We start from the raw sequence: 18138 nt of genomic DNA on the forward strand, positions 1-18138 counted from the left end.
GATATTATGATTTATTATGAAGTTAATCTAATAAAAAAAGAAACGCTAAACACTATACCGTAAAACATGAATATACTTATTGATGCTCATGTTTTTGATGATAAATATCAAGGCACAAGAACATATATTAAGGGACTTTATTCAGAATTGATAGCTGTTGCTAAAGATTGGAATTTTTTTTTAGTAGCTTATGATATTGAGAACTTAAAAAAAGAATTTGGTCTTCATAAAAACATAACATATATACCTTTAAAAAGCAAAAACAAATTTTACCGATTGTTAATTGGCTTGCCTCTTATTATAAAACAGAATAAAATAGATTATGCTCATTTCCAATATATTTGTCCTCCAATAAAGAAATGTAAATTTATTATAACTACTCACGATATTCTTTTTGAGCAAAAAGAATTCAAGGCTTTTTTCCCTTATAAATATAGAGTTATTAACGGTACACTATTTAAAATGTCTGCAAAAAAGGCAGATTTACTGTTAACTGTTTCTGAATATTCAAGAGCAAAAATTGCTAAACTTTATAATATTGATATAAATACAATTTACATAACACCAAACGCTGTTGTGGATCTTGAACATGAAAATGAATTTGATAAAGTTGATTTGCAATTGCCAGATAAATATATACTATACGTATCAAGAGTAGAGCCTCGCAAAAATCATTTAATATTATTAAAATCATTTGTTGAATTAGATCTAGCAAAGCAAGGTTATAAACTTGTATTTATTGGTAACAAAGATATTCCTTACCCAGAATTAGAACAGTACTTAATAAATAAAGCGGCTGTAATTAATGATAGTGTAATGTGGCTTCATTCTATTTCTAACAAGAGCCTTGAAGCCTACTATAAAAACACTGAACTCTTTGTTTTTCCGTCTTTTGCAGAGGGTTTCGGTATTCCTCCGTTAGAAGCCATAGCAAGAAAGTGCAAGATTTTATGCTCAAAAAGTACGGCTATGGCAGATTTTGCATTACCAGATTCTTTAGTTTTTGATCCAAATAACATAGAAGAATTAAAACAAAAAATAATGTTTCAGCTTTTTACCGAAAATATTCAGCTAGATGTTTATAGTAAAATATTAGCAAGGTATAATTGGATGAAAATTGCTCAAGATTATTATAATCTTTTAGAAAAACATAATAATGAGAGTAAATAAGAAACTATTTTATTCTTTTTTGACTATAGCTGTTGCTATTTTCACTTTAATTACAATATTTTGTTTTGGAAAATATAAATATATTGAAGAAAATTCCTTTACAGATATACAAATTACACATAACAATAGTAACATACGTTACGAAGGTTTTACAATATATGCTGAAGGGCAAACTGAAAATAATTTTAACTACCAAAGACCATACAAGCTAAAACCTGTAAATGATTCTGTTCTTTCTGTTAAATTAGATGATAGTCTAAAATTAAAATCCTTTAGATGTTATTTTGAGTATGCTGGGGAAAAAATAGAAATTACGAGTATAGATTTATTAAGTGTTACAAAAAATCATACAATAGACTTAAATCAAGAGTTTGAATCTCATGGGCTTAAATGGACAACAAAAGAAGGAAAATTAAAATTTGAAGTCTCACAAGTAAATGGTTTTTTAGACACTCCCAAGCAATTTTTATATCCATCTAATTTTAAATATATATATCAATTTTTGATACCCATTTTTATCGTTATTCTTTTTTTAACGTATTTAGTTTACAATACTAATTTTAGTAAAATAAATCTAAGAACAGTTGGTGTTAAAGAGGTCTCATTGGCCATTTTAATACTTAGTGAGTTCTTGCCTGCTCCAATATATAATATAGCATTAATTCTGGGTGTTGTTTTGAATATAAGGCGAATTAGTTTTAAAAACATCACACAAAATAAAGTTAACCTTCTATTTATATTATTCTTTGTTATTTACCTTATTAATAATTTGTTTATATCTAAGGAGGGCTATACAAGCTTGAGAACCATTGAACGCTTTTTACCATTTTTAATATTATCTATTATTTTACCAACTATTGCAAACAGAAAATATTTGGTTTTATTTCCTGTATCTGCCATAGCTATCGGAACAGGTTTATTGGTCACTTCTATTTTTGAGGTTTTCGTAAATGGCAATATGGTTTTTGTATCGTTTTCTGATTTTACAAAATACTTACACCCTGTCTATTTTTCTTATCTTTTATTTTTCTCTATTTGTTATATTGATTTAGCTTATAAAAATAAGCTTAAGTATATTTTAGAACTTATTTTATTTATTTTTTTGATTTTCAGTGGTTCTAAAATGGTATTTTTATTTTCGTTAATCGTTGTTTTAATCAATCTCATAAAAAATAAAAAACTTCTCATTGTAATTTTTCCTTTAATAATTGTAGTGTTATTGTTTTCTCCTTTAAAAAAGAGATTCGATGAGATTTTAAAAATAGAAGATTTAACAATTCTAAGTGAAAAACATATTAATAACCCAAATGATGCTCGTATTAATGGTTTAACTTTACGTTTACTGTTGTGGAGAGAGGCATTAGCTACAATGAATACGAAAGACTTTTTTATTGGAAAAGGAGTAACAAAAGAAACTAATAAGACTTTAAGTAAGAGGTTGAGCAATTTAGGACTTAAAAGCCATGTTGGTTTTAATCCGCACAATCAATACGTAGATACATTCTGGAGAACCGGATTTTTAGGATTTTTTGTTTTAATTGCAATTCCTTTCTATAGCTTTGCACTCGGTTTAAGAAATAAAGACAAATTATTGATTCAGTTTTCTCTTTTTATGATAGCGGTTATGTTTTCAGAATCAATATTTGGCAGAGTAAACGGCATTTATTTTTTCACAACCGTAATACTTATTTTAATAAATAGTAGTCAGTTGCATGAAAATAGGAATATTAGGAACTAGAGGAATACCAAATAATCACGGAGGATTTGAGCAATTTGCAGAACACTTTGCCGTATATCTTAAAGAAAATAATCATGAGGTTTACGTTTATAATTCCCATGACCATCCTTACCAAGATACTAAATACAAAGGAGTAAATATTATTCATGCATTCGATCCTGAGTTTAAAATAGGAACTGTGGGACAATTCATTTATGATTTAAACTGTATTAGAGACTCTAGAAAACGAAACTTTGATATCCTATTACAATTAGGTTATACCTCAAATTCTATTTGGTATAAGCTTTTACCAAAAGAACCCGTTATTATTACCAATATGGATGGTATGGAGTGGAAGCGCTCTAAGTATTCTAAAAAAGTTAGAAAATTTCTAAAGTATGCAGAAGGGTTGGCGGTTAAAAGCAGTGATTATCTTATTGCAGATTCTGTAGGTATTAGAGATTATATATTAAAAACATATAATAAACCTTCTGAGTTAATTGCATATGGAGCAACCGTTTTTGTTAATCCTAAGAACACGGTTTTAGAAAGGTATAATTTTAAAGAGTATCAGTATTGTATGATTTTGGCTAGGCTTGAGCCAGAAAACAATATAGAAACGATTATAAAAGGCTATGTAATGTCTAAATCGGTATATCCTTTAATCATTTTTGGAGGTTTAAATACTTACGGAAAAAGCCTAGAAGCTAAATACGGATCAGATCCAAGAATTATCTTTGCAGGTGCCAATTATAATCAAGAAGAATTAAATAATCTAAGGTATTATTCTAGGTATTATTTTCATGGACATTCTGTTGGTGGTACCAATCCATCTTTATTAGAAGCAATGGCTTCTAATGCATTAATTATTGCCAATAATAATATTTTTAATAAGAGTATATTAGAAAAAGACGCGTTATATTTTGATAATTCAGCTGATATTGAAAAACTTTTGAATGAAGATGAATCATTTCATTTAAAGCAATCTTTTTCAGAAGCGAATATTGAAAAAATTAATAGTTTTTATAATTGGAAAACAATCAATTCTAAATACGAAGAATTTATTCTTAATAAATTAAAAGACAATAAAAACTAAAATGAGATTACATAAGCCTAAGATAACTTTTAATCATAGTGCTGTGCTATTTTTATTTTTAGCGCTTAGTTTTATTTTCGATTTTATTGATAAGTTAGATATCTATAACAATCTTCATTTTATTAAATTTAATAGAATTCTTAAAGTTGTATTTTCCATATATGCCTTGGGAGTATGCCTTTTTCACTTCAAGTTTTTTTATAAAAAAATAAAATTTGTCTTCATATCATTATTAATTCTATCTCTTGTTTTTCTTCTGAAAGGCGAAAACTATAATTTTTATAAAATGGAGTTTATGAGGTATGCCATTTTATTTATTTCATTTCCTGTTTTATATTACGTGGTGTCCTTTAGCAACTCTAAAACGATTATAATACTTTATAAGTTATTAAAATATATTGTAATTATAAATGCAATACTCATTTTGGCAGGCTTAATATTTGATATACAAAGTTTTAAAACCTACAGAGTCAACAGATTTGGTTTTAATGGCATGCTTATAAGTCAAGGATTTGCTCCATTTTTTTACATGTCTGCTAGTATATTGTTTTGGTATTTTAAAGATAAAACATTGCTTGTAATTACAATATTAATCGCATTATTATCTGGTGTTAAAGGTGTTTATCTAGCAGAATTTATTGCTTTTACACTTATAGTTTTATTTGATAATAGACTCAGTAAAGCTTTTAAAATTAAAGCTTTAATCGGCATTTTTATTGGGTTTATATCTATCACTTTAGTGATATTAAACTTATCACCTTTTAAAGAAATATTTAAGACAAATGGACTACTTACGATAATTTTCTCTTTCCGAATAGAGAATTTAAAATTGCTTTTCTCAGCAATAAACAGTGAGAATTTTAATTTTTTTATTGGTGCAAAAGATCTAGAAACAGTGAGGCTAGAATTGCAACTCGTTGATATTTTTATCTATTTTGGCAGTATAGGGTTATTGGTCTATGGGTATTATATATTCAAATTATATAAAATTATAAAGCATAATTATTTGGCCATTATTTTATTGGTAACAGCACTTACAACTTCTATGTTTTCAGGGAATTTATTTTATATACCATTATCTTCAATATTATGTACATTAACGCTATTATGTCTAAATGAAGACACTTTAAAGATTAAAGAATCAGCACAATAGTAACGTTAAATAAAATTACATAAAACTTTTACAAAGAGCGTTTAAGTGTAATACAGAACTTAATATTAAACACTGTAAATTTGCTTTTAGATGAGCTTTGAAATGAAGTCTTCTAATATAGTTAAAAGTGTCTAGTATAAATCATGTTATTTTTGATTTAAAATTCATATAATTACTGTTAATTTGATATAATTGAGAGATAGAACTTATGGATTAATTAAGTTTACTGAGTTTTATGCTTAACATATGTATATTTTAATTTTTTAAATAACATTATAGTTGTATCATTTTCAAAGTATTATATTTTATTATGCTTAATAATAAAAACGGTGAATTAGTTTGAGTTTATTTAAACAAGGAAGATATTCGGGTTACTTAAGACCTATTTCATATATAATTGATTTATCGATTATTAATGGAGTAGCAGTACTTTATTTACTAAAAGGTAAAGATCCTTTTATTTTTTCTGCCGCTATTTCTTTTAGTTGGGTTTTATTATCTGTTTACTCGCAATTTTATGAAGTTTATAGATACACCAGGCCAATCAATATTTTATCGCTTATAGTAAAGCAATTTATCTTATTTCTATTATTAGTATTCGCATTTTCTGGTTTATATCACGAACTTGATATATACCCAAGGCCTATTGTAAAATACGCATTGATGTGTTTTTTACTCATTACTATTTTTAAGTTTGCGATTTACTATTTATTACAAAAGTACAGGACGTCGTTTGGTGGTAATTACAGAACTACTGTCATTTTGGGTTTAAACAAAAAAACAATAGCCTTAGATAATTTTTTTAATAAAAACCCAGAATATGGGTATCTGCACAAAAAAACATTTAATTTCAAAAATAAAGAATACTCCTTAGATGATTGTTTTGAATATATATTAACTGAAGGTATTGATGAAATTTACTGTTCAATTTCGGAGTTGAGCAATGCTCAAATTGCAGATATTGTGGATTTTGCAGATAATAATCTTAAGATCTTAAAATTTATTCCAGATAGTAAAGAGATTTACGCTAAAAAACTGCGGTATGAGTATTATGATTATATACCTGTTTTAACATTAAGAAATATTCCTTTGGAGGATTCTGTAAACACCTTCTTAAAACGAGGATTTGATATTCTGTTTTCTGCTATGGTTATAGTCTTTGTCTTATCTTGGTTAACACCTTTAATTGCGATATTTATAAAGTTGGAGTCTAGAGGTTCTGTCTTTTTTAAACAATCTAGAAATGGTTTTAACTACAAAGAATTTGATTGCTACAAATTTAGGTCAATGATGCCAAATAAAGACGCACATTTATATCAAGCTACTAGAGGTGACGAACGCGTAACAAGAGTAGGAAAGTTTATTAGAAAAACAAGTATAGACGAATTGCCGCAATTCTTTAATGTGCTTTTTGGAGATATGTCTGTAGTAGGACCAAGACCTCATATGGTAAGCCATACTAATATGTACGCCAAAAAAATTGACAAATTTATGGTAAGACATTTTGTAAAACCAGGTATTACAGGTTTGGCACAAACAAGTGGTTTTAGAGGAGAGGTAGAAACAGATAAAGATATTATTGGTAGAGTAAAATTAGATATTTTTTATATCGAAAACTGGTCCTTACTTCTAGATATTAAAATTATCATACAAACCTTTATCAATGCTATAAAAGGCGACGATAAAGCTTATTAAGGCAATTAGATAACTTCTTTTAGTGCTGATAATTGTTTTTTGAAATTAAATTGAAGGCTAGCAGTTTGTTGAATGGCCGTTTTTAATTCCAAATTTAAGCGCTCTGCAGGTATGGACTTTAAAACGCTGTTCAAATCATCGTAATTACCTTCATTTGCAACCCATCCTAAGCTGTTTTTCTCAATAATGTCTTCACCTTCACCTCCTCCAAAATAAAGCATTGGAAGGCCTAATTTTGCATATTCAAATATTTTAGATGGTACAGAACCATAAATTCTATTTAACAATGGTATAATGGTGAGGTCGTATTTTAATAATACTTTGTGTAGTTCATCTCTATTTACTCTGCCATGGAAATAAAGCGGTAAATCTTTTTTAGAGGCTATTAGGTTTTTTATAGCTTCCTCTTCTGCGCCAGAACCATAAATATGAAATTCAATAGTTTCATAATTAATTTCATTACAAAGTTTATAAATGCCTTGTGCTACACCTAATAGACCAGCATATACCATTTTTATCTTACCATTAGATAGTGGTTTTTCAATTAATTTAGGTAGCTCAATTTCAGGGAAATTTCTGTAAAGAAACAGTTCTGGTGTTGTGGTAATGGTTTTTACATGTGATAGAATCTCATTACTTTGTCCTAAAATAAGATCTGCTTTTTTATAGTTGAAGGCTTCAAGCTTTTTTAGCATATTGTAAGCAAAACCTTCTTTTAAAGCACCCAACTCTAATCCTGCACTTGGCCATAAATCACTCACATTTAAGATTAATTTTCGTTTTTTAGATCTCAAAAAGAGCATACATGTAAAGGATACTAAAAGAGGTGGAGATTGCACAATAACTTTATCCGGAATCTTATGCCACATAAAAAACCAAATCAAACTGAAGCTATAGGAAAGCATGGCAATTAAGCGAAGAAACTTATTCTTAGAAACAGAAGCATAAATCCATAGTCGGTTTATTTTAATACCATTTTCTATAGTTGTTGCGCTAAATTTCCCTTTATAATCTTTAAAAATTTTCCCTGTTGGGTAATTAGGAAGCGGAGTTACAACACTAACGTCATAGTCGTTTTTTAATCCCTCTGCTAAATGGTAAATACGATTTGAAGCTGCCCCAATTTCTGGTGGAAAATAGCTTGTTATAATCATTAATTGCTTCACTAATTTTTTATTTTAAATGTGATGTGAATTGTTTTAATTTTCCCGATTTAGAACGTTTAAGCTCATTGACGCGCTTAAAGATAATAGTTATGTTAGGCTCGAGGTAACGTATCACTTCTTTCTCAATATGTGTTTTTTCTACCTCAGAAAGCTCAATTTTACTAACATAACTAATTTTAAAAGTATCCAATAAAGATTGTTCTACAATAAATTCTGAGACATTACCATCGTTTTCAATAACACTTTTTGTAATGTAATAAAATGTTAGTCCGGCTGCTTTTTTACCACTTGGTAACACCACAATATCGTTGGTTCTACCTATCAATTTTTTAAGAATAGGGTTCTTACTCGTGCTGTTTTTAGACAAAATACCAATATCACCAATGTCGTATCTTATAAAAGGATGTGCTTTGTTGTATAAAGATGTAATTACAATACGACCTTCTTCGCCATAAGGTAAAATGGCATCATTTTCATCTAAAATTTCTATGTAAAGTGTTTCACTATTAAGCTGCCACTCATCTTTTATATTCTGAAATGCAATAAGATCTAATTCCGAAGCTCCATATTCGTTAATAACAGGCAATCCAAATTGGGTTTCAAGCAATAATTTATCATCATCAAATAACATTTCTGAAGTGACAACACAGGCTTTTAAACTAGTGCAAACCGATTTTAAAATAATGTTATTACGCTTTAAATATTTGGCAAATTGCACAATTGAGCTCGTATAACCATTAATGTAATCAAAGTTTGTAGTTTTAAATTTCGCTAATGTGTTTTCAAATGCTGCATCACTCAAATCAAATACCGAAAATCGAAATCGGTTACTAAAATAGTCCTTTATACGCTCTTTGTAATACCCTTTTTTATCTAAAGGAATCCCATAAAAACGTGCTTGTTTAGAACTATTAAAATCAATACCATACCAGCCAAACCTATTCATAATTTCTGCCCAAGTTAATGCATGGCACCATTTATCTTTTGCAAAAATAAAAGGATCACCAGAGCTACCAGACGTTTTATTTACATAGACATTTTTAGTCGTAAAACCACTGCTTAATCGTTGCTCTAAAGGTTGTTGTAAATGAGACTTGGTCATTATTGGTACAGAATTCCAATCATTAATATCAATAGATCTTCCTAAAGATTTATAAAATGGATTATGTTCTAAATGATAAGAAATTATAGTTTGTCTCTGATTTTGTAGATAAGCCTCAAATTCGGTGACATTTTTACTTTGAATTTCTGCCAAAGCAGCCTTAGCCTTGTTAATGTCAAAGCCATTTACTTTTAAAGAAAATTCAAATAATTGCAAGGTGTATTTTGCCTTTAAGGTTATGAATTTATGAACTCGATAAGTTCTTTGGTAAAATAATTGTTTTTTAAGCTTAAAACCAATTATTTTTGCAGAGAACTCATCTAGACTTTTAATTTTAATCCAAAAATTATGGCTTTTGTGTTCTAATGAAATCATTTTTTGGTTGTATAACCCAAAAGTTACGGAAGCTGAAAATGGTAAAATTAGAGTGCAAATTGTATGATTTGAAGGAAAAAAGAAAAGTTGACATGAGTTTTTAAAAATTTTATGACATGACTATTTTAATACTTGGCTCTGGCGGAAGAGAACACACATTTGCATGGAAATTAGCACAAAGCGACCGTTGTAAGGGAATTTTTGTAGCTCCAGGAAACTCCGGAACTGAAGCTATTGCTACAAACTTAAATATTGGTGTTACTGATTTTGAAGCTATTAAAGCAGCAGTTTTAGAGCACAACATTGATTTAGTAGTCGTTGGACCAGAGGATCCTTTGGTACAAGGCATTCATGATTTCTTTTTACAAGACGAAGCTATAAAACATGTTGCGGTTATTGGACCTCAACAGGCAGCGGCAGAATTAGAAGGGAGTAAGGAGTTTGCTAAAGAATTCATGATGCGTCATAATATTCCAACAGCTGCTTACGAAAGCTTTACAAAAGCAACAGTAGAAGAAGGTTATAAGTTTTTAGAAACGTTAAATTCCCCTTATGTTTTAAAAGCGGATGGTTTGGCTGCAGGAAAGGGAGTTTTAATTCTAAATGACTTACAAGAGGCTAAAGACGAATTAAAAAGTATGCTTGTAGATGCTAAATTTGGTGAAGCAAGCACTAAAGTGGTCATTGAAGAGTTTTTAGATGGTATTGAATTGAGCTGTTTTGTTTTAACCGATGGTAAAGATTATAAAATTTTGCCAACCGCTAAGGATTATAAACGAATTGGAGAAGGTGATACAGGATTAAATACTGGTGGAATGGGAGCAGTTTCTCCTGTACCATTTGCAACAAAAGAATTTTTAGATAAAATAGAAAACCAAGTTGTAAAACCTACGGTTGAAGGTTTGAAGAAAGATAATTTACCTTATGTAGGGTTTATTTTTATTGGTTTAATAAAAGTTGGAGACGATCCTAAAGTGATTGAATACAATGTGAGAATGGGAGATCCTGAAACAGAAGTGGTATTGCCGAGGTTAAAAACGGATTTAGTTACCGTTTTTGAAGCGATGGCAAACCAAACCTTATCTCAGGTTAATATAGAAATAGACGAGCGCGCAGCTACTACAGTAATGTCAGTGTCTGGTGGTTATCCAGAAGCTTATGAGAAAGGCAAAGAAATTACAGGTATAGAAAGCATCACAGATTCTTTAGTGTTTCATGCAGGAGCAATTAAAAAAGAGGGAAAAGTTGTAACTTCTGGTGGACGTGTAATGGCAATAACATCTTACGGAAGTACTTACCATGAGGCCATAAAAAAATCTTACCAAAGTATAGAAAAGCTATATTTTGATAAGATCTATTATCGTAAAGATATAGGTTTCGACCTATAAAAATGAATGAGAAGAAATACTTTTATCTTCTTCTCCGTTATCATTGTATTTTTTAAGCTGTAGCATCCAATAAACCATTGCAACGAAGCCAATAGCCATAAAAATCCATGAGAAAATATTAGCAGAAAACCAGTTTTCTAACTCTAATGCTCTAAGCGCATCAAAAGGTGCAAATAATACATTTACAAATAAATCAGCTATTCCGTTAAAGAAATCTTTCATAACTTTTATAAATTTACACCAATTCTAATGTTGAATTGGGATTGAAAAGCAAAAATACAAAAACTGTTAATGATTACAAGCATTTTTAGTAAATCTAAGCCTATAAACTTCATAATTGTTGCTGTTTATGTCGCTTTACTTTTTGTAATTACTAATTATTCATTGCTTTTTTCAACTCTAAATACAGGTTTTTATACGCTGTTAAATGGCGTAATCACTTTGTTTTTAATCTTTTTGCTAGATTTTATAGTTTCAAAAAATAACCTAACCCAAAGAAACAGTTATGCTATAATGACTTTTGGTTTGCTTTTTGGCATGTTTCCAGAGGCAATGACCCATTTGGATTTATTATTATCAACGCTATTTATACTCTTTGCGTTAAGGAGATTAATTAGTCTTCACTCTAAGTTAAATATTAAAAAAAAATTGTTTGATGCAGCATTTTGGGTGGCAATAGCATCATTATTCTTCTTTTGGTCAATTTTGTTTTTTGCCTTAGTTATTGTAGCGTTAATTTACTATTCACAAAACGATTTTAAAAACATAATCATTCCATTTATAGGTGTTGCTACAGCAGTGGTTTTACTTGTAATGTTTAATATTATAGTGTATGATGTCTATTTTAGACCTTCAGATTTTGAACGTTACGCCAGTTTAGATTTTACAGCCTATAATAGTAAAGAGAGTATTCTTAAATTCACGGTGTTGTTTAGTTCATTTGTTTGGTCATTTATCTATTATTTTAGAATAATACCAGATAAGAACAAAAAATTAAAACCCTCATATTTTATTATCGCTTGGGCTTCAGTTATTGCCATTTTAGTTGCAATTATATCTCCTGTAAAAAACGGAAGTGAATATTTATTTTTATTCGTGCCATTTTCAATAATTATGGCAAACTATATCGAAGTGATCTCAGAACGTCGATTTAAAGAAGTGTTTATAGCACTATTAGTATTAACACCCATTATTAGTTTATTGCTGTAACTTATTACCAAATGCTAAATCACCAGCATCTCCTAAACCTGGAATAATATAGCCCTTATCATTAAGTTTTTCATCTATAGTGGCAATCCATAGCTTAGTATCTGCTCTAAATGCCTTAGAGACATAATCTACGCCTTGTTGCGCGCCAATAACACTTACTAAATGAATTTCTTTAGGTGTGCCAAATGGTTTTAAAGCTTCAAAAGTAGCAACCATTGATTGTCCTGTGGCCAACATTGGGTCTGCTAAAATTAAGGTTTTGCCATCCAGGTTTGGGCAAGCTAAGTATTCTACAATAATTTCAAAACTTTCAGGATTATGTTGGTGTTGTCTATAAGCTGAGATGAAAGCATTTTCTGCAGCGTCAAAATAATTTAATAAACCGTTATGTAACGGAACTCCAGCTCTTAATATAGAACATAAAACTATATCACTATGGTGTAAAACAGTTTCAGAATTACCTAAAGGTGTTTCAATGGTTTGCGATTTATACTGAAGTGATTTACTTAATTCATAACCAATAATTTCGCCTATACGTTCAATATTTCTACGAAAACGCATACTGTCTTTTTGAACGGTTTTGTCTCGTAATTCAGACATAAAAGTGTTAAGAATTGATGGTGTTTCAGAAAGATTATGAATTTGCATATAATGAAAATTGGTTCAGTTGTTAAAGTTAATAATTCCTGCTCTATTTCTATTTAATATTTGTTCTTAAAAATTAAGATGGTAAATAAATTTCACTAAAAGAACCACTACTTCAGTCTATAACATTATTAAGTTGCTGAAAGAATTTACAACTTAATAAATTCATGTATTTTTGTAAATAATAAAACAATTTCATTATGTTTTCACAAAAAGCAAACGCAATTTTTCAGGACGTTATTAAAACTTATAAAGTTTTAAATACAGTTGATCAACCTTTTACAAATAAGTATGACAAAAACGACGATCTTATAGCACATTTATTATACAGAAAGTCTTGGATTGATACTGTTCAATGGGCTTACGAAGATATTATTAGAGATCCAAACATTGATCCTGTTGCGGCTTTAAAGTTAAAACGTATGATAGATGCATCTAATCAAGATAGAACAGATACTGTTGAATATATTGACAGCTATTTTCTTGATAAATATAAAGATGTATCTGTAAAACCTGATGCGAAGATTAATTCTGAAAGTCCTGCTTGGGCCATAGATCGTTTATCAATTTTAGCATTAAAAATCTATCATATGCATCTTGAAACTGTAAGAGAAGATGCTAGTGATGCGCATAAAGCGGCTTGCCAAACAAAATTAAATGTATTGTTAGAGCAACGTGTAGACTTAAGTACAGCCATTGATGATATGCTTAACGATATCTCAAATGGAGATAAGTACATGAAAGTTTATAAGCAAATGAAAATGTATAATGACGATGAACTTAATCCTGTTTTAAGAGGACAGAAATAATCTTTTGTCATTTTAAACCGAATAGAAGAATCTCTGTTTGAGATGTTTCGATTTCGCTATTTATGACAGATCTAAAATATGTCTAATAAACCAAAACACATACTGGTACTTAGGTTTTCTGCAATGGGAGATGTTGCAATGACAGTGCCTGTGTTACGAGCCCTTATTTCGCAATATCCAGAGTTGAAAATCACAGTGGTTACAAGAGGGTTTTTTAAACCATTTTTTCAAGATTTAGAAAATGTAACGGTCTATGAAGCGGATTTTAAAGGTCATCATAAAGGGGTTTTAGGGCTTTATAAACTCTCTAAAGAATTAAAAAAACTTCAGTTTGATGCGGTTGCAGATTTACACAATGTATTGCGTAGTAAAATCTTGAAATTATTTTTCTTCGGAAAAAAAGTAGTGCAATTAGATAAGGGTAGAGCTGAAAAAAAAGCATTAACATCCGGACAAACTTTTCAGCAATTAAAAACCACACACCAACGCTACGCTGAGGTGTTTGAAGCTCTAGGCTATGCTGTAGATTTATCGCAGCCTACATTTTTACAATCAAAACTATTATCTGAGAATTTAAACACGTTTATTTCTAATAAAGACTATAAAACTATAGGTATTGCTCCTTTTGCAGCGCACCACAGTAAGATGTACCCAATAGTACAGATGAAAGCTGTAATTTCTGAGATTTCAAAAAACTACAATGTTATTTTATTTGGAGGAGGAGCTAAAGAAATAGAAGTTTTAAATCAGCTTGAAACCGAATTTAACAATACAAAATCCGTAGCAGGTAAATTAAATTTAGAAGAGGAATTAATACTCATTTCAAATTTAGATCTCATGTTATCTATGGATTCTGGCAACGCACATATTGCAGCCATGTTAGGTAAAAAAGTGATTACTATTTGGGGAGTAACTCACCCTTTTGCTGGTTTTGCTCCTTTCAATCAGCCTAATGATTTTGCTTTGACAGCAAATAGAGAACAATACCCATTAATTCCTACTTCGATATATGGGAATAAATTTCCCAAAGGTTATGAAAATGCAGCAGGTAGTATTTCTGTTGAGAACATCGTTTCAAAAATTAGAGCGACTATTTAGACCTAACTATAAAGACATAACCATAACAGTAAACGAAGATTTTAAATCATCTTAATTAGTTAATTTATAATCTTCTTTGTTACAAGAATATTACCTTCTAAAGTTATAGAAACAAGATATAATCCTTTAGAGAATTGAAAGCTTTGGTTGATATTACGAATTTGACCTTTAGATTTATAAAAGACAACTTCTTTTCCATTTAAATCATAAACTGTAATAGCCTTTATATTAGATTCAGATTTTACATTTAACATACCATCTTTTATATAAGCAAAAGTGTTAGAGTTGTTAATGTCACTAGTAGAAAGCGATGAAGATGTATATCTTAATACAAATCGGTCATTTGAGACCCCTTCTTCCCCTAAAAACGTATATGGTGATGCTCTTAAGTTATGAATCACTCCAGAGTAGGTGTCTTCTATATAAATACTTTGGCCTTGATCTACAAACAAGCTTCCTTTTACATTACCAATTGCAATTTTATAAATTCCATTTTCGGTTAAATTATAACCCAATGGTACTGTATTTGTTTCTATAAATGGTAAAGGGAGCCCTTGTATCGCTAATTTTTCATTTAGAGAGGTTAAAGAATATAAATTGAGACCTGTATTATTAGTATAGGCATCAAAAAGTCTGTCTTTTCCTTCAGTGGCACCATCTGCATAACCTATTAAAGTACTTGAGGCGGTATTGTTTTCATTAGCTAAGCTTAACCATACTAACTGCTTTTCGGATTCTATAGATTGTTCTTCTTCATTAGAACTTCTATAAAACTGTGAATTATTAAAGCTGTTTTCGTTAATATCATAACGCATATCATTGGTAAAATTAATCGTAGATGATGTACCTGCAGAACCTTCTAAAACTTGCACAAAGAAGGCTTGCCCTGATGCAATATTCCCATCAAAGTCATCTGATGGATCTGAACCTCCAAGATGGTTCCAGGTTACATATTGGTTACCATAATTTACAGCAAAATTTTCATAAAATGGTTGGTTCTCAACAACTGATACTTCTACATTATGCATCCACACATATACGCTACCTTCAATTGTAGTATTATCTGCTAAAAATTTATTAGCATTTAAAGCTGAAGGATATGGGTTTCCGGTTAAATTCCAATGTTTATCGTTAGCATCTTGAGTTCCACTATTTGTTTTGTACACAGTCCATGGTATATTTCCATTGTTTGGTAAGCCAGAAAATGTTGTTGTAAACGAGGTTGCAGAAGGTGCTCTTGCAATAAACCCTCTGCCTATTGGCATTGTACCACTTGCCGTTGCCCAATTTCCAAGGGTTCCATTAGCATTGGTGTCGTTTGTGTGCCATTCATATTTTAAGTCACCAGGAATATTAGAAATATTAAAATTTAGTACTGGTGATGACCAATACACATAATCATACGCATGTAAATTATTAACGGTTCGTTCTACTTTAATTTCACCACTATTTATAACATCATTAATCTGAACCAAACTAGCGTTATTTTCTAAAATAAAGGAACCTGCTGGTAAAGCATTTGTAGCATTTCCATCTCCGTCAAATCCTGCTGGTATGGCAGGTTCAACTGTGATTTCATTGTAAAGTGTTAATGTTGATTCTGAAGGAATAATAACACTTTTACCTGCTGGGACTACACAGTCACAGCCTACTAAATCTATAGTTTCATTATAATCATCCGAAAAAATTAAATGTCTATCTTCATCATTGATTATGATGTCATTATAGATAGTTGGTAATACCCAATTTGAACCATCCCAATAACTTGGTGTGCCACCTTTATTAATTGTAAAAGGTATATCTAAGGCACCATAGCCATTTTCAACTCTTACTCTGTAGCTTACATCTACTAAATCAGCTTCAGTTAAGCCAGCTTCTACGGTAAGTGTATTAGAGTCATCGTTAAGTAAATCTATATTGTTTTTAAACCATTTGTAATGAATGGTTTCTTTTGTGTCACTAGTAGGAGCTTCTACGTATCCATCTACATTAAAAACAAGGCTAGAAATGGTTGGCAGCCTACAAACAAACCTAGAAATTGGAGATTCATTAATTATTGGTGATTTAATATCAAAAGCAGCCTTATTATAGGCTATAAAAGCCATGTCTGAAGATCCACCAGCTCCCATATTAATATTATCAATATCTTCAATATCTCCGCTACTAGATCCATCAATGCCAAAATCTTCTAAATTAAAGGCAGCCATTCTAAAACCCCTAGTTTGTCCATTACCAAAAGATGCTGTTGTTGGTATGGCAGTTTCAAATGTTGAACCAGAAGAGTAATCTAATCTATAAAAATCTACTTTCCACTGATATAATCTATTATTGTTATTATTAACAAATGCAAGTTTAATTGGTCTTCCTACTACATTACCATCAACGTCTGCGTAATAATAAACATCACTACCTCCTGGTTGCGCTATTTGCGTGATTAACAAGTCTGGAGTACCATCATTAACTGCACCAATATCTCCATTACCACTATAAAATCTTATATCTGCTTGGCTATTAAAATTGGCAATTCCTGTACCTAGATCTAGACCTTTATCTCCATCAATAATGACATCATATACGGTTTTACGCACAGCATTATTTAAAACAATAGAGCCTGTAGAGCCATCAATTTTATCTGCAAAACCCATATAGTTGTTTGAATTAGGTTTTCCGCTAACTCCATTGGTAGAATAGGCTTTGAAGTCTTGACTAACATATTCTGTACTAGTAGCAGAAACATCTACACCTAAACTTGCTAATTCTGTTTCTAATAAGGCGTCGTTAACTCCTGTAGAGAAAATAATGTCATTGCTTCCATAATTCATTTTGAACCCTAAAAGTTCATGACTATCATTTGGCCAAGTAGAAGTATCTCCTGAATTAAAATCAGAAGATTTCCAGAAACCAATACCATCATTGTTTTGATCCCAATTTGTATAAACTTCTAAAACTCTATATGTACTGCTATTAGTGACAGATTTACTTGACGGTCCCACATACTCAAAACTTGTATCAACACCAGAATCAATTGTTGCACCACTCATAGTAAGTGTACCATTATTATCACCTGAAATACCTGTATTGTTCCTAGTGACTATACAAGTAACTTCTGTAGAACTAACTAAAGTTCTACTTCCAATATTTATTCCAACGATATAAATATTATTAATGTTTGCAGTTGTAAACCCAGTACCGATAATTGTTATTTTACTACTAGTAGTAACTCGTGTAGGAAACACATTAGTCACAGTTTGGGCAATTACTTTGTCTGTATAAAAAAATAAGACAGTTAAAACGAAGAACTGTACTAAACTAAGACACTTTAATGTGCGTGCAGTTTTAAATTTCATAAGTAGGGTAATTATATTTTATATTCAGCTTTACCAAGAAACACTAATTTAATATAGCGATCTTGATTTAGGTTGTTGAGGGGAGACAAATATGCGAAAAAAAATCGGACGAAAAAACAAAAAATCAGTTAAAAAGCTTTATAAATCAGTTAAAAAGCTTTTTTGTGA

The 18138-nt window shown here is 30.2% G+C and carries 14 protein-coding genes; 9 read left to right on the forward strand and 5 right to left on the reverse strand.

Features of this window, described 5'->3' with window-relative positions; all coding sequences use genetic code 11:
* Window positions 1-66: 66 nt before the first annotated feature.
* From ACJJVO_RS12540 to ACJJVO_RS12560, 5 genes are all read left to right on the forward strand, one after another.
* Complete coding sequence (locus ACJJVO_RS12540; protein ID WP_405574692.1) at window positions 67-1170, forward strand: glycosyltransferase family 4 protein; 1104 nt, start codon at window positions 67-69, stop codon at window positions 1168-1170.
* Window positions 1157-2908 carry an O-antigen ligase family protein gene (locus ACJJVO_RS12545; protein WP_405574694.1) on the forward strand — a complete coding sequence of 584 codons (1752 nt, stop codon included), beginning with the start codon at window positions 1157-1159 and terminating at the stop codon, window positions 2906-2908. Before ACJJVO_RS12540 ends, ACJJVO_RS12545 begins: the two co-directional genes overlap by 14 nt.
* Complete coding sequence (locus tag ACJJVO_RS12550) at window positions 2883-3983, forward strand: DUF1972 domain-containing protein (protein WP_405574696.1); 1101 nt, start codon at window positions 2883-2885, stop codon at window positions 3981-3983. The genes ACJJVO_RS12545 and ACJJVO_RS12550 overlap by 26 nt, the downstream gene beginning before the upstream one ends.
* A 295-nt stretch (window positions 3984-4278) precedes the next feature.
* The gene (locus tag ACJJVO_RS12555) at window positions 4279-5136 is read left to right on the forward strand and encodes a hypothetical protein (protein WP_405574697.1); all 858 of its coding nucleotides are present in this window, start codon (window positions 4279-4281) and stop codon (window positions 5134-5136) included.
* A gap of 339 nt (window positions 5137-5475) precedes the next feature.
* Window positions 5476-6831 carry an exopolysaccharide biosynthesis polyprenyl glycosylphosphotransferase gene (locus ACJJVO_RS12560; protein WP_405574699.1) on the forward strand — a complete coding sequence of 452 codons (1356 nt, stop codon included), beginning with the start codon at window positions 5476-5478 and terminating at the stop codon, window positions 6829-6831.
* A gap of 5 nt (window positions 6832-6836) precedes the next feature.
* Here the strand turns inward: ACJJVO_RS12560 and ACJJVO_RS12565 are convergent, their stop codons facing one another.
* Window positions 6837-7997, reverse strand: coding sequence for a glycosyltransferase family 4 protein (locus tag ACJJVO_RS12565; protein ID WP_405574702.1), 1161 nt, complete (start codon window positions 7995-7997; stop codon window positions 6837-6839).
* A 7-nt stretch (window positions 7998-8004) separates the two neighbouring features.
* Window positions 8005-9315 carry a phenylacetate--CoA ligase family protein gene (locus tag ACJJVO_RS12570; protein WP_405576945.1) on the reverse strand — a complete coding sequence of 437 codons (1311 nt, stop codon included), beginning with the start codon at window positions 9313-9315 and terminating at the stop codon, window positions 8005-8007.
* A 275-nt stretch (window positions 9316-9590) separates the two neighbouring features.
* Here ACJJVO_RS12570 and purD point away from each other — a divergent pair, with 275 nt between their 5' ends.
* Window positions 9591-10862 carry a phosphoribosylamine--glycine ligase gene (purD, locus tag ACJJVO_RS12575; protein WP_405574705.1) on the forward strand — a complete coding sequence of 424 codons (1272 nt, stop codon included), beginning with the start codon at window positions 9591-9593 and terminating at the stop codon, window positions 10860-10862.
* Here the strand turns inward: purD and ACJJVO_RS12580 are convergent.
* A complete protein-coding gene (locus ACJJVO_RS12580) occupies window positions 10857-11084 on the reverse strand; it encodes a DUF6341 family protein (protein ID WP_282030230.1) in 228 nt (75 codons plus the stop codon). The genes purD and ACJJVO_RS12580 overlap by 6 nt on opposite strands.
* A 69-nt stretch (window positions 11085-11153) precedes the next feature.
* On the opposite strand from ACJJVO_RS12580, the gene ACJJVO_RS12585 reads away from it, so the two are divergent.
* Window positions 11154-12071 carry a DUF6427 family protein gene (locus ACJJVO_RS12585; protein WP_405574708.1) on the forward strand — a complete coding sequence of 306 codons (918 nt, stop codon included), beginning with the start codon at window positions 11154-11156 and terminating at the stop codon, window positions 12069-12071.
* On the opposite strand, the gene upp is transcribed toward ACJJVO_RS12585, so the two are convergent.
* Entirely contained in the window at window positions 12060-12719 is a 660-nt protein-coding gene (gene upp / locus ACJJVO_RS12590; RefSeq protein ID WP_405574710.1) for a uracil phosphoribosyltransferase, read from the reverse strand. The two genes, ACJJVO_RS12585 and upp, sit on opposite strands and share 12 nt — an antisense overlap.
* 197 nt (window positions 12720-12916) lie before the next feature.
* On the opposite strand from upp, the gene ACJJVO_RS12595 reads away from it, so the two are divergent.
* Together ACJJVO_RS12595 and ACJJVO_RS12600 are read left to right on the forward strand one after the other, a co-directional pair.
* Window positions 12917-13525, forward strand: a complete 609-nt coding sequence (locus ACJJVO_RS12595; RefSeq protein WP_405574712.1) for a DUF4254 domain-containing protein — start codon at window positions 12917-12919, stop codon at window positions 13523-13525.
* Window positions 13526-13603: 78 nt separating this feature from the next.
* Window positions 13604-14623 (forward strand): glycosyltransferase family 9 protein, encoded by a 1020-nt coding sequence (locus ACJJVO_RS12600; RefSeq protein ID WP_405574714.1) that lies wholly within the window; start codon window positions 13604-13606, stop codon window positions 14621-14623.
* Between the two features lie 59 nt (window positions 14624-14682).
* Here ACJJVO_RS12600 and ACJJVO_RS12605 read toward each other — a convergent pair whose 3' ends face one another.
* On the reverse strand, window positions 14683-17970 hold the full coding sequence (locus ACJJVO_RS12605; protein ID WP_405574716.1) for a T9SS type A sorting domain-containing protein: 3288 nt from the start codon (window positions 17968-17970) through the stop codon (window positions 14683-14685).
* Between the last annotated feature and the right edge of the window lie 168 nt (window positions 17971-18138).

The sequence above is a fragment of the Winogradskyella sp. Asnod2-B02-A genome (assembly GCF_045063645.1).
GTDB lineage: Bacteria > Bacteroidota > Bacteroidia > Flavobacteriales > Flavobacteriaceae > Winogradskyella.

Bases quoted from the DNA above. Each gene is read 5' to 3' on its own strand.
- ACJJVO_RS12585 (WP_405574708.1), top strand. From the start codon at position 11,154: ATGATTACAAGCATTTTTAGTAAATCTAAGCCTATAAACTTCATAATT.
- ACJJVO_RS12580 (WP_282030230.1), bottom strand. From the start codon at position 11,084: ATGAAAGATTTCTTTAACGGAATAGCTGATTTATTTGTAAATGTATTA.
- upp (WP_405574710.1), bottom strand. From the start codon at position 12,719: ATGCAAATTCATAATCTTTCTGAAACACCATCAATTCTTAACACTTTT.
- ACJJVO_RS12605 (WP_405574716.1), bottom strand. From the start codon at position 17,970: ATGAAATTTAAAACTGCACGCACATTAAAGTGTCTTAGTTTAGTACAG.
- purD (WP_405574705.1), top strand. From the start codon at position 9,591: ATGACTATTTTAATACTTGGCTCTGGCGGAAGAGAACACACATTTGCA.
- ACJJVO_RS12550 (WP_405574696.1), top strand. From the start codon at position 2,883: ATGAAAATAGGAATATTAGGAACTAGAGGAATACCAAATAATCACGGA.
- ACJJVO_RS12555 (WP_405574697.1), top strand. From the start codon at position 4,279: ATGAGGTATGCCATTTTATTTATTTCATTTCCTGTTTTATATTACGTG.
- ACJJVO_RS12545 (WP_405574694.1), top strand. From the start codon at position 1,157: ATGAGAGTAAATAAGAAACTATTTTATTCTTTTTTGACTATAGCTGTT.
- ACJJVO_RS12540 (WP_405574692.1), top strand. From the start codon at position 67: ATGAATATACTTATTGATGCTCATGTTTTTGATGATAAATATCAAGGC.
- ACJJVO_RS12595 (WP_405574712.1), top strand. From the start codon at position 12,917: ATGTTTTCACAAAAAGCAAACGCAATTTTTCAGGACGTTATTAAAACT.
- ACJJVO_RS12600 (WP_405574714.1), top strand. From the start codon at position 13,604: ATGTCTAATAAACCAAAACACATACTGGTACTTAGGTTTTCTGCAATG.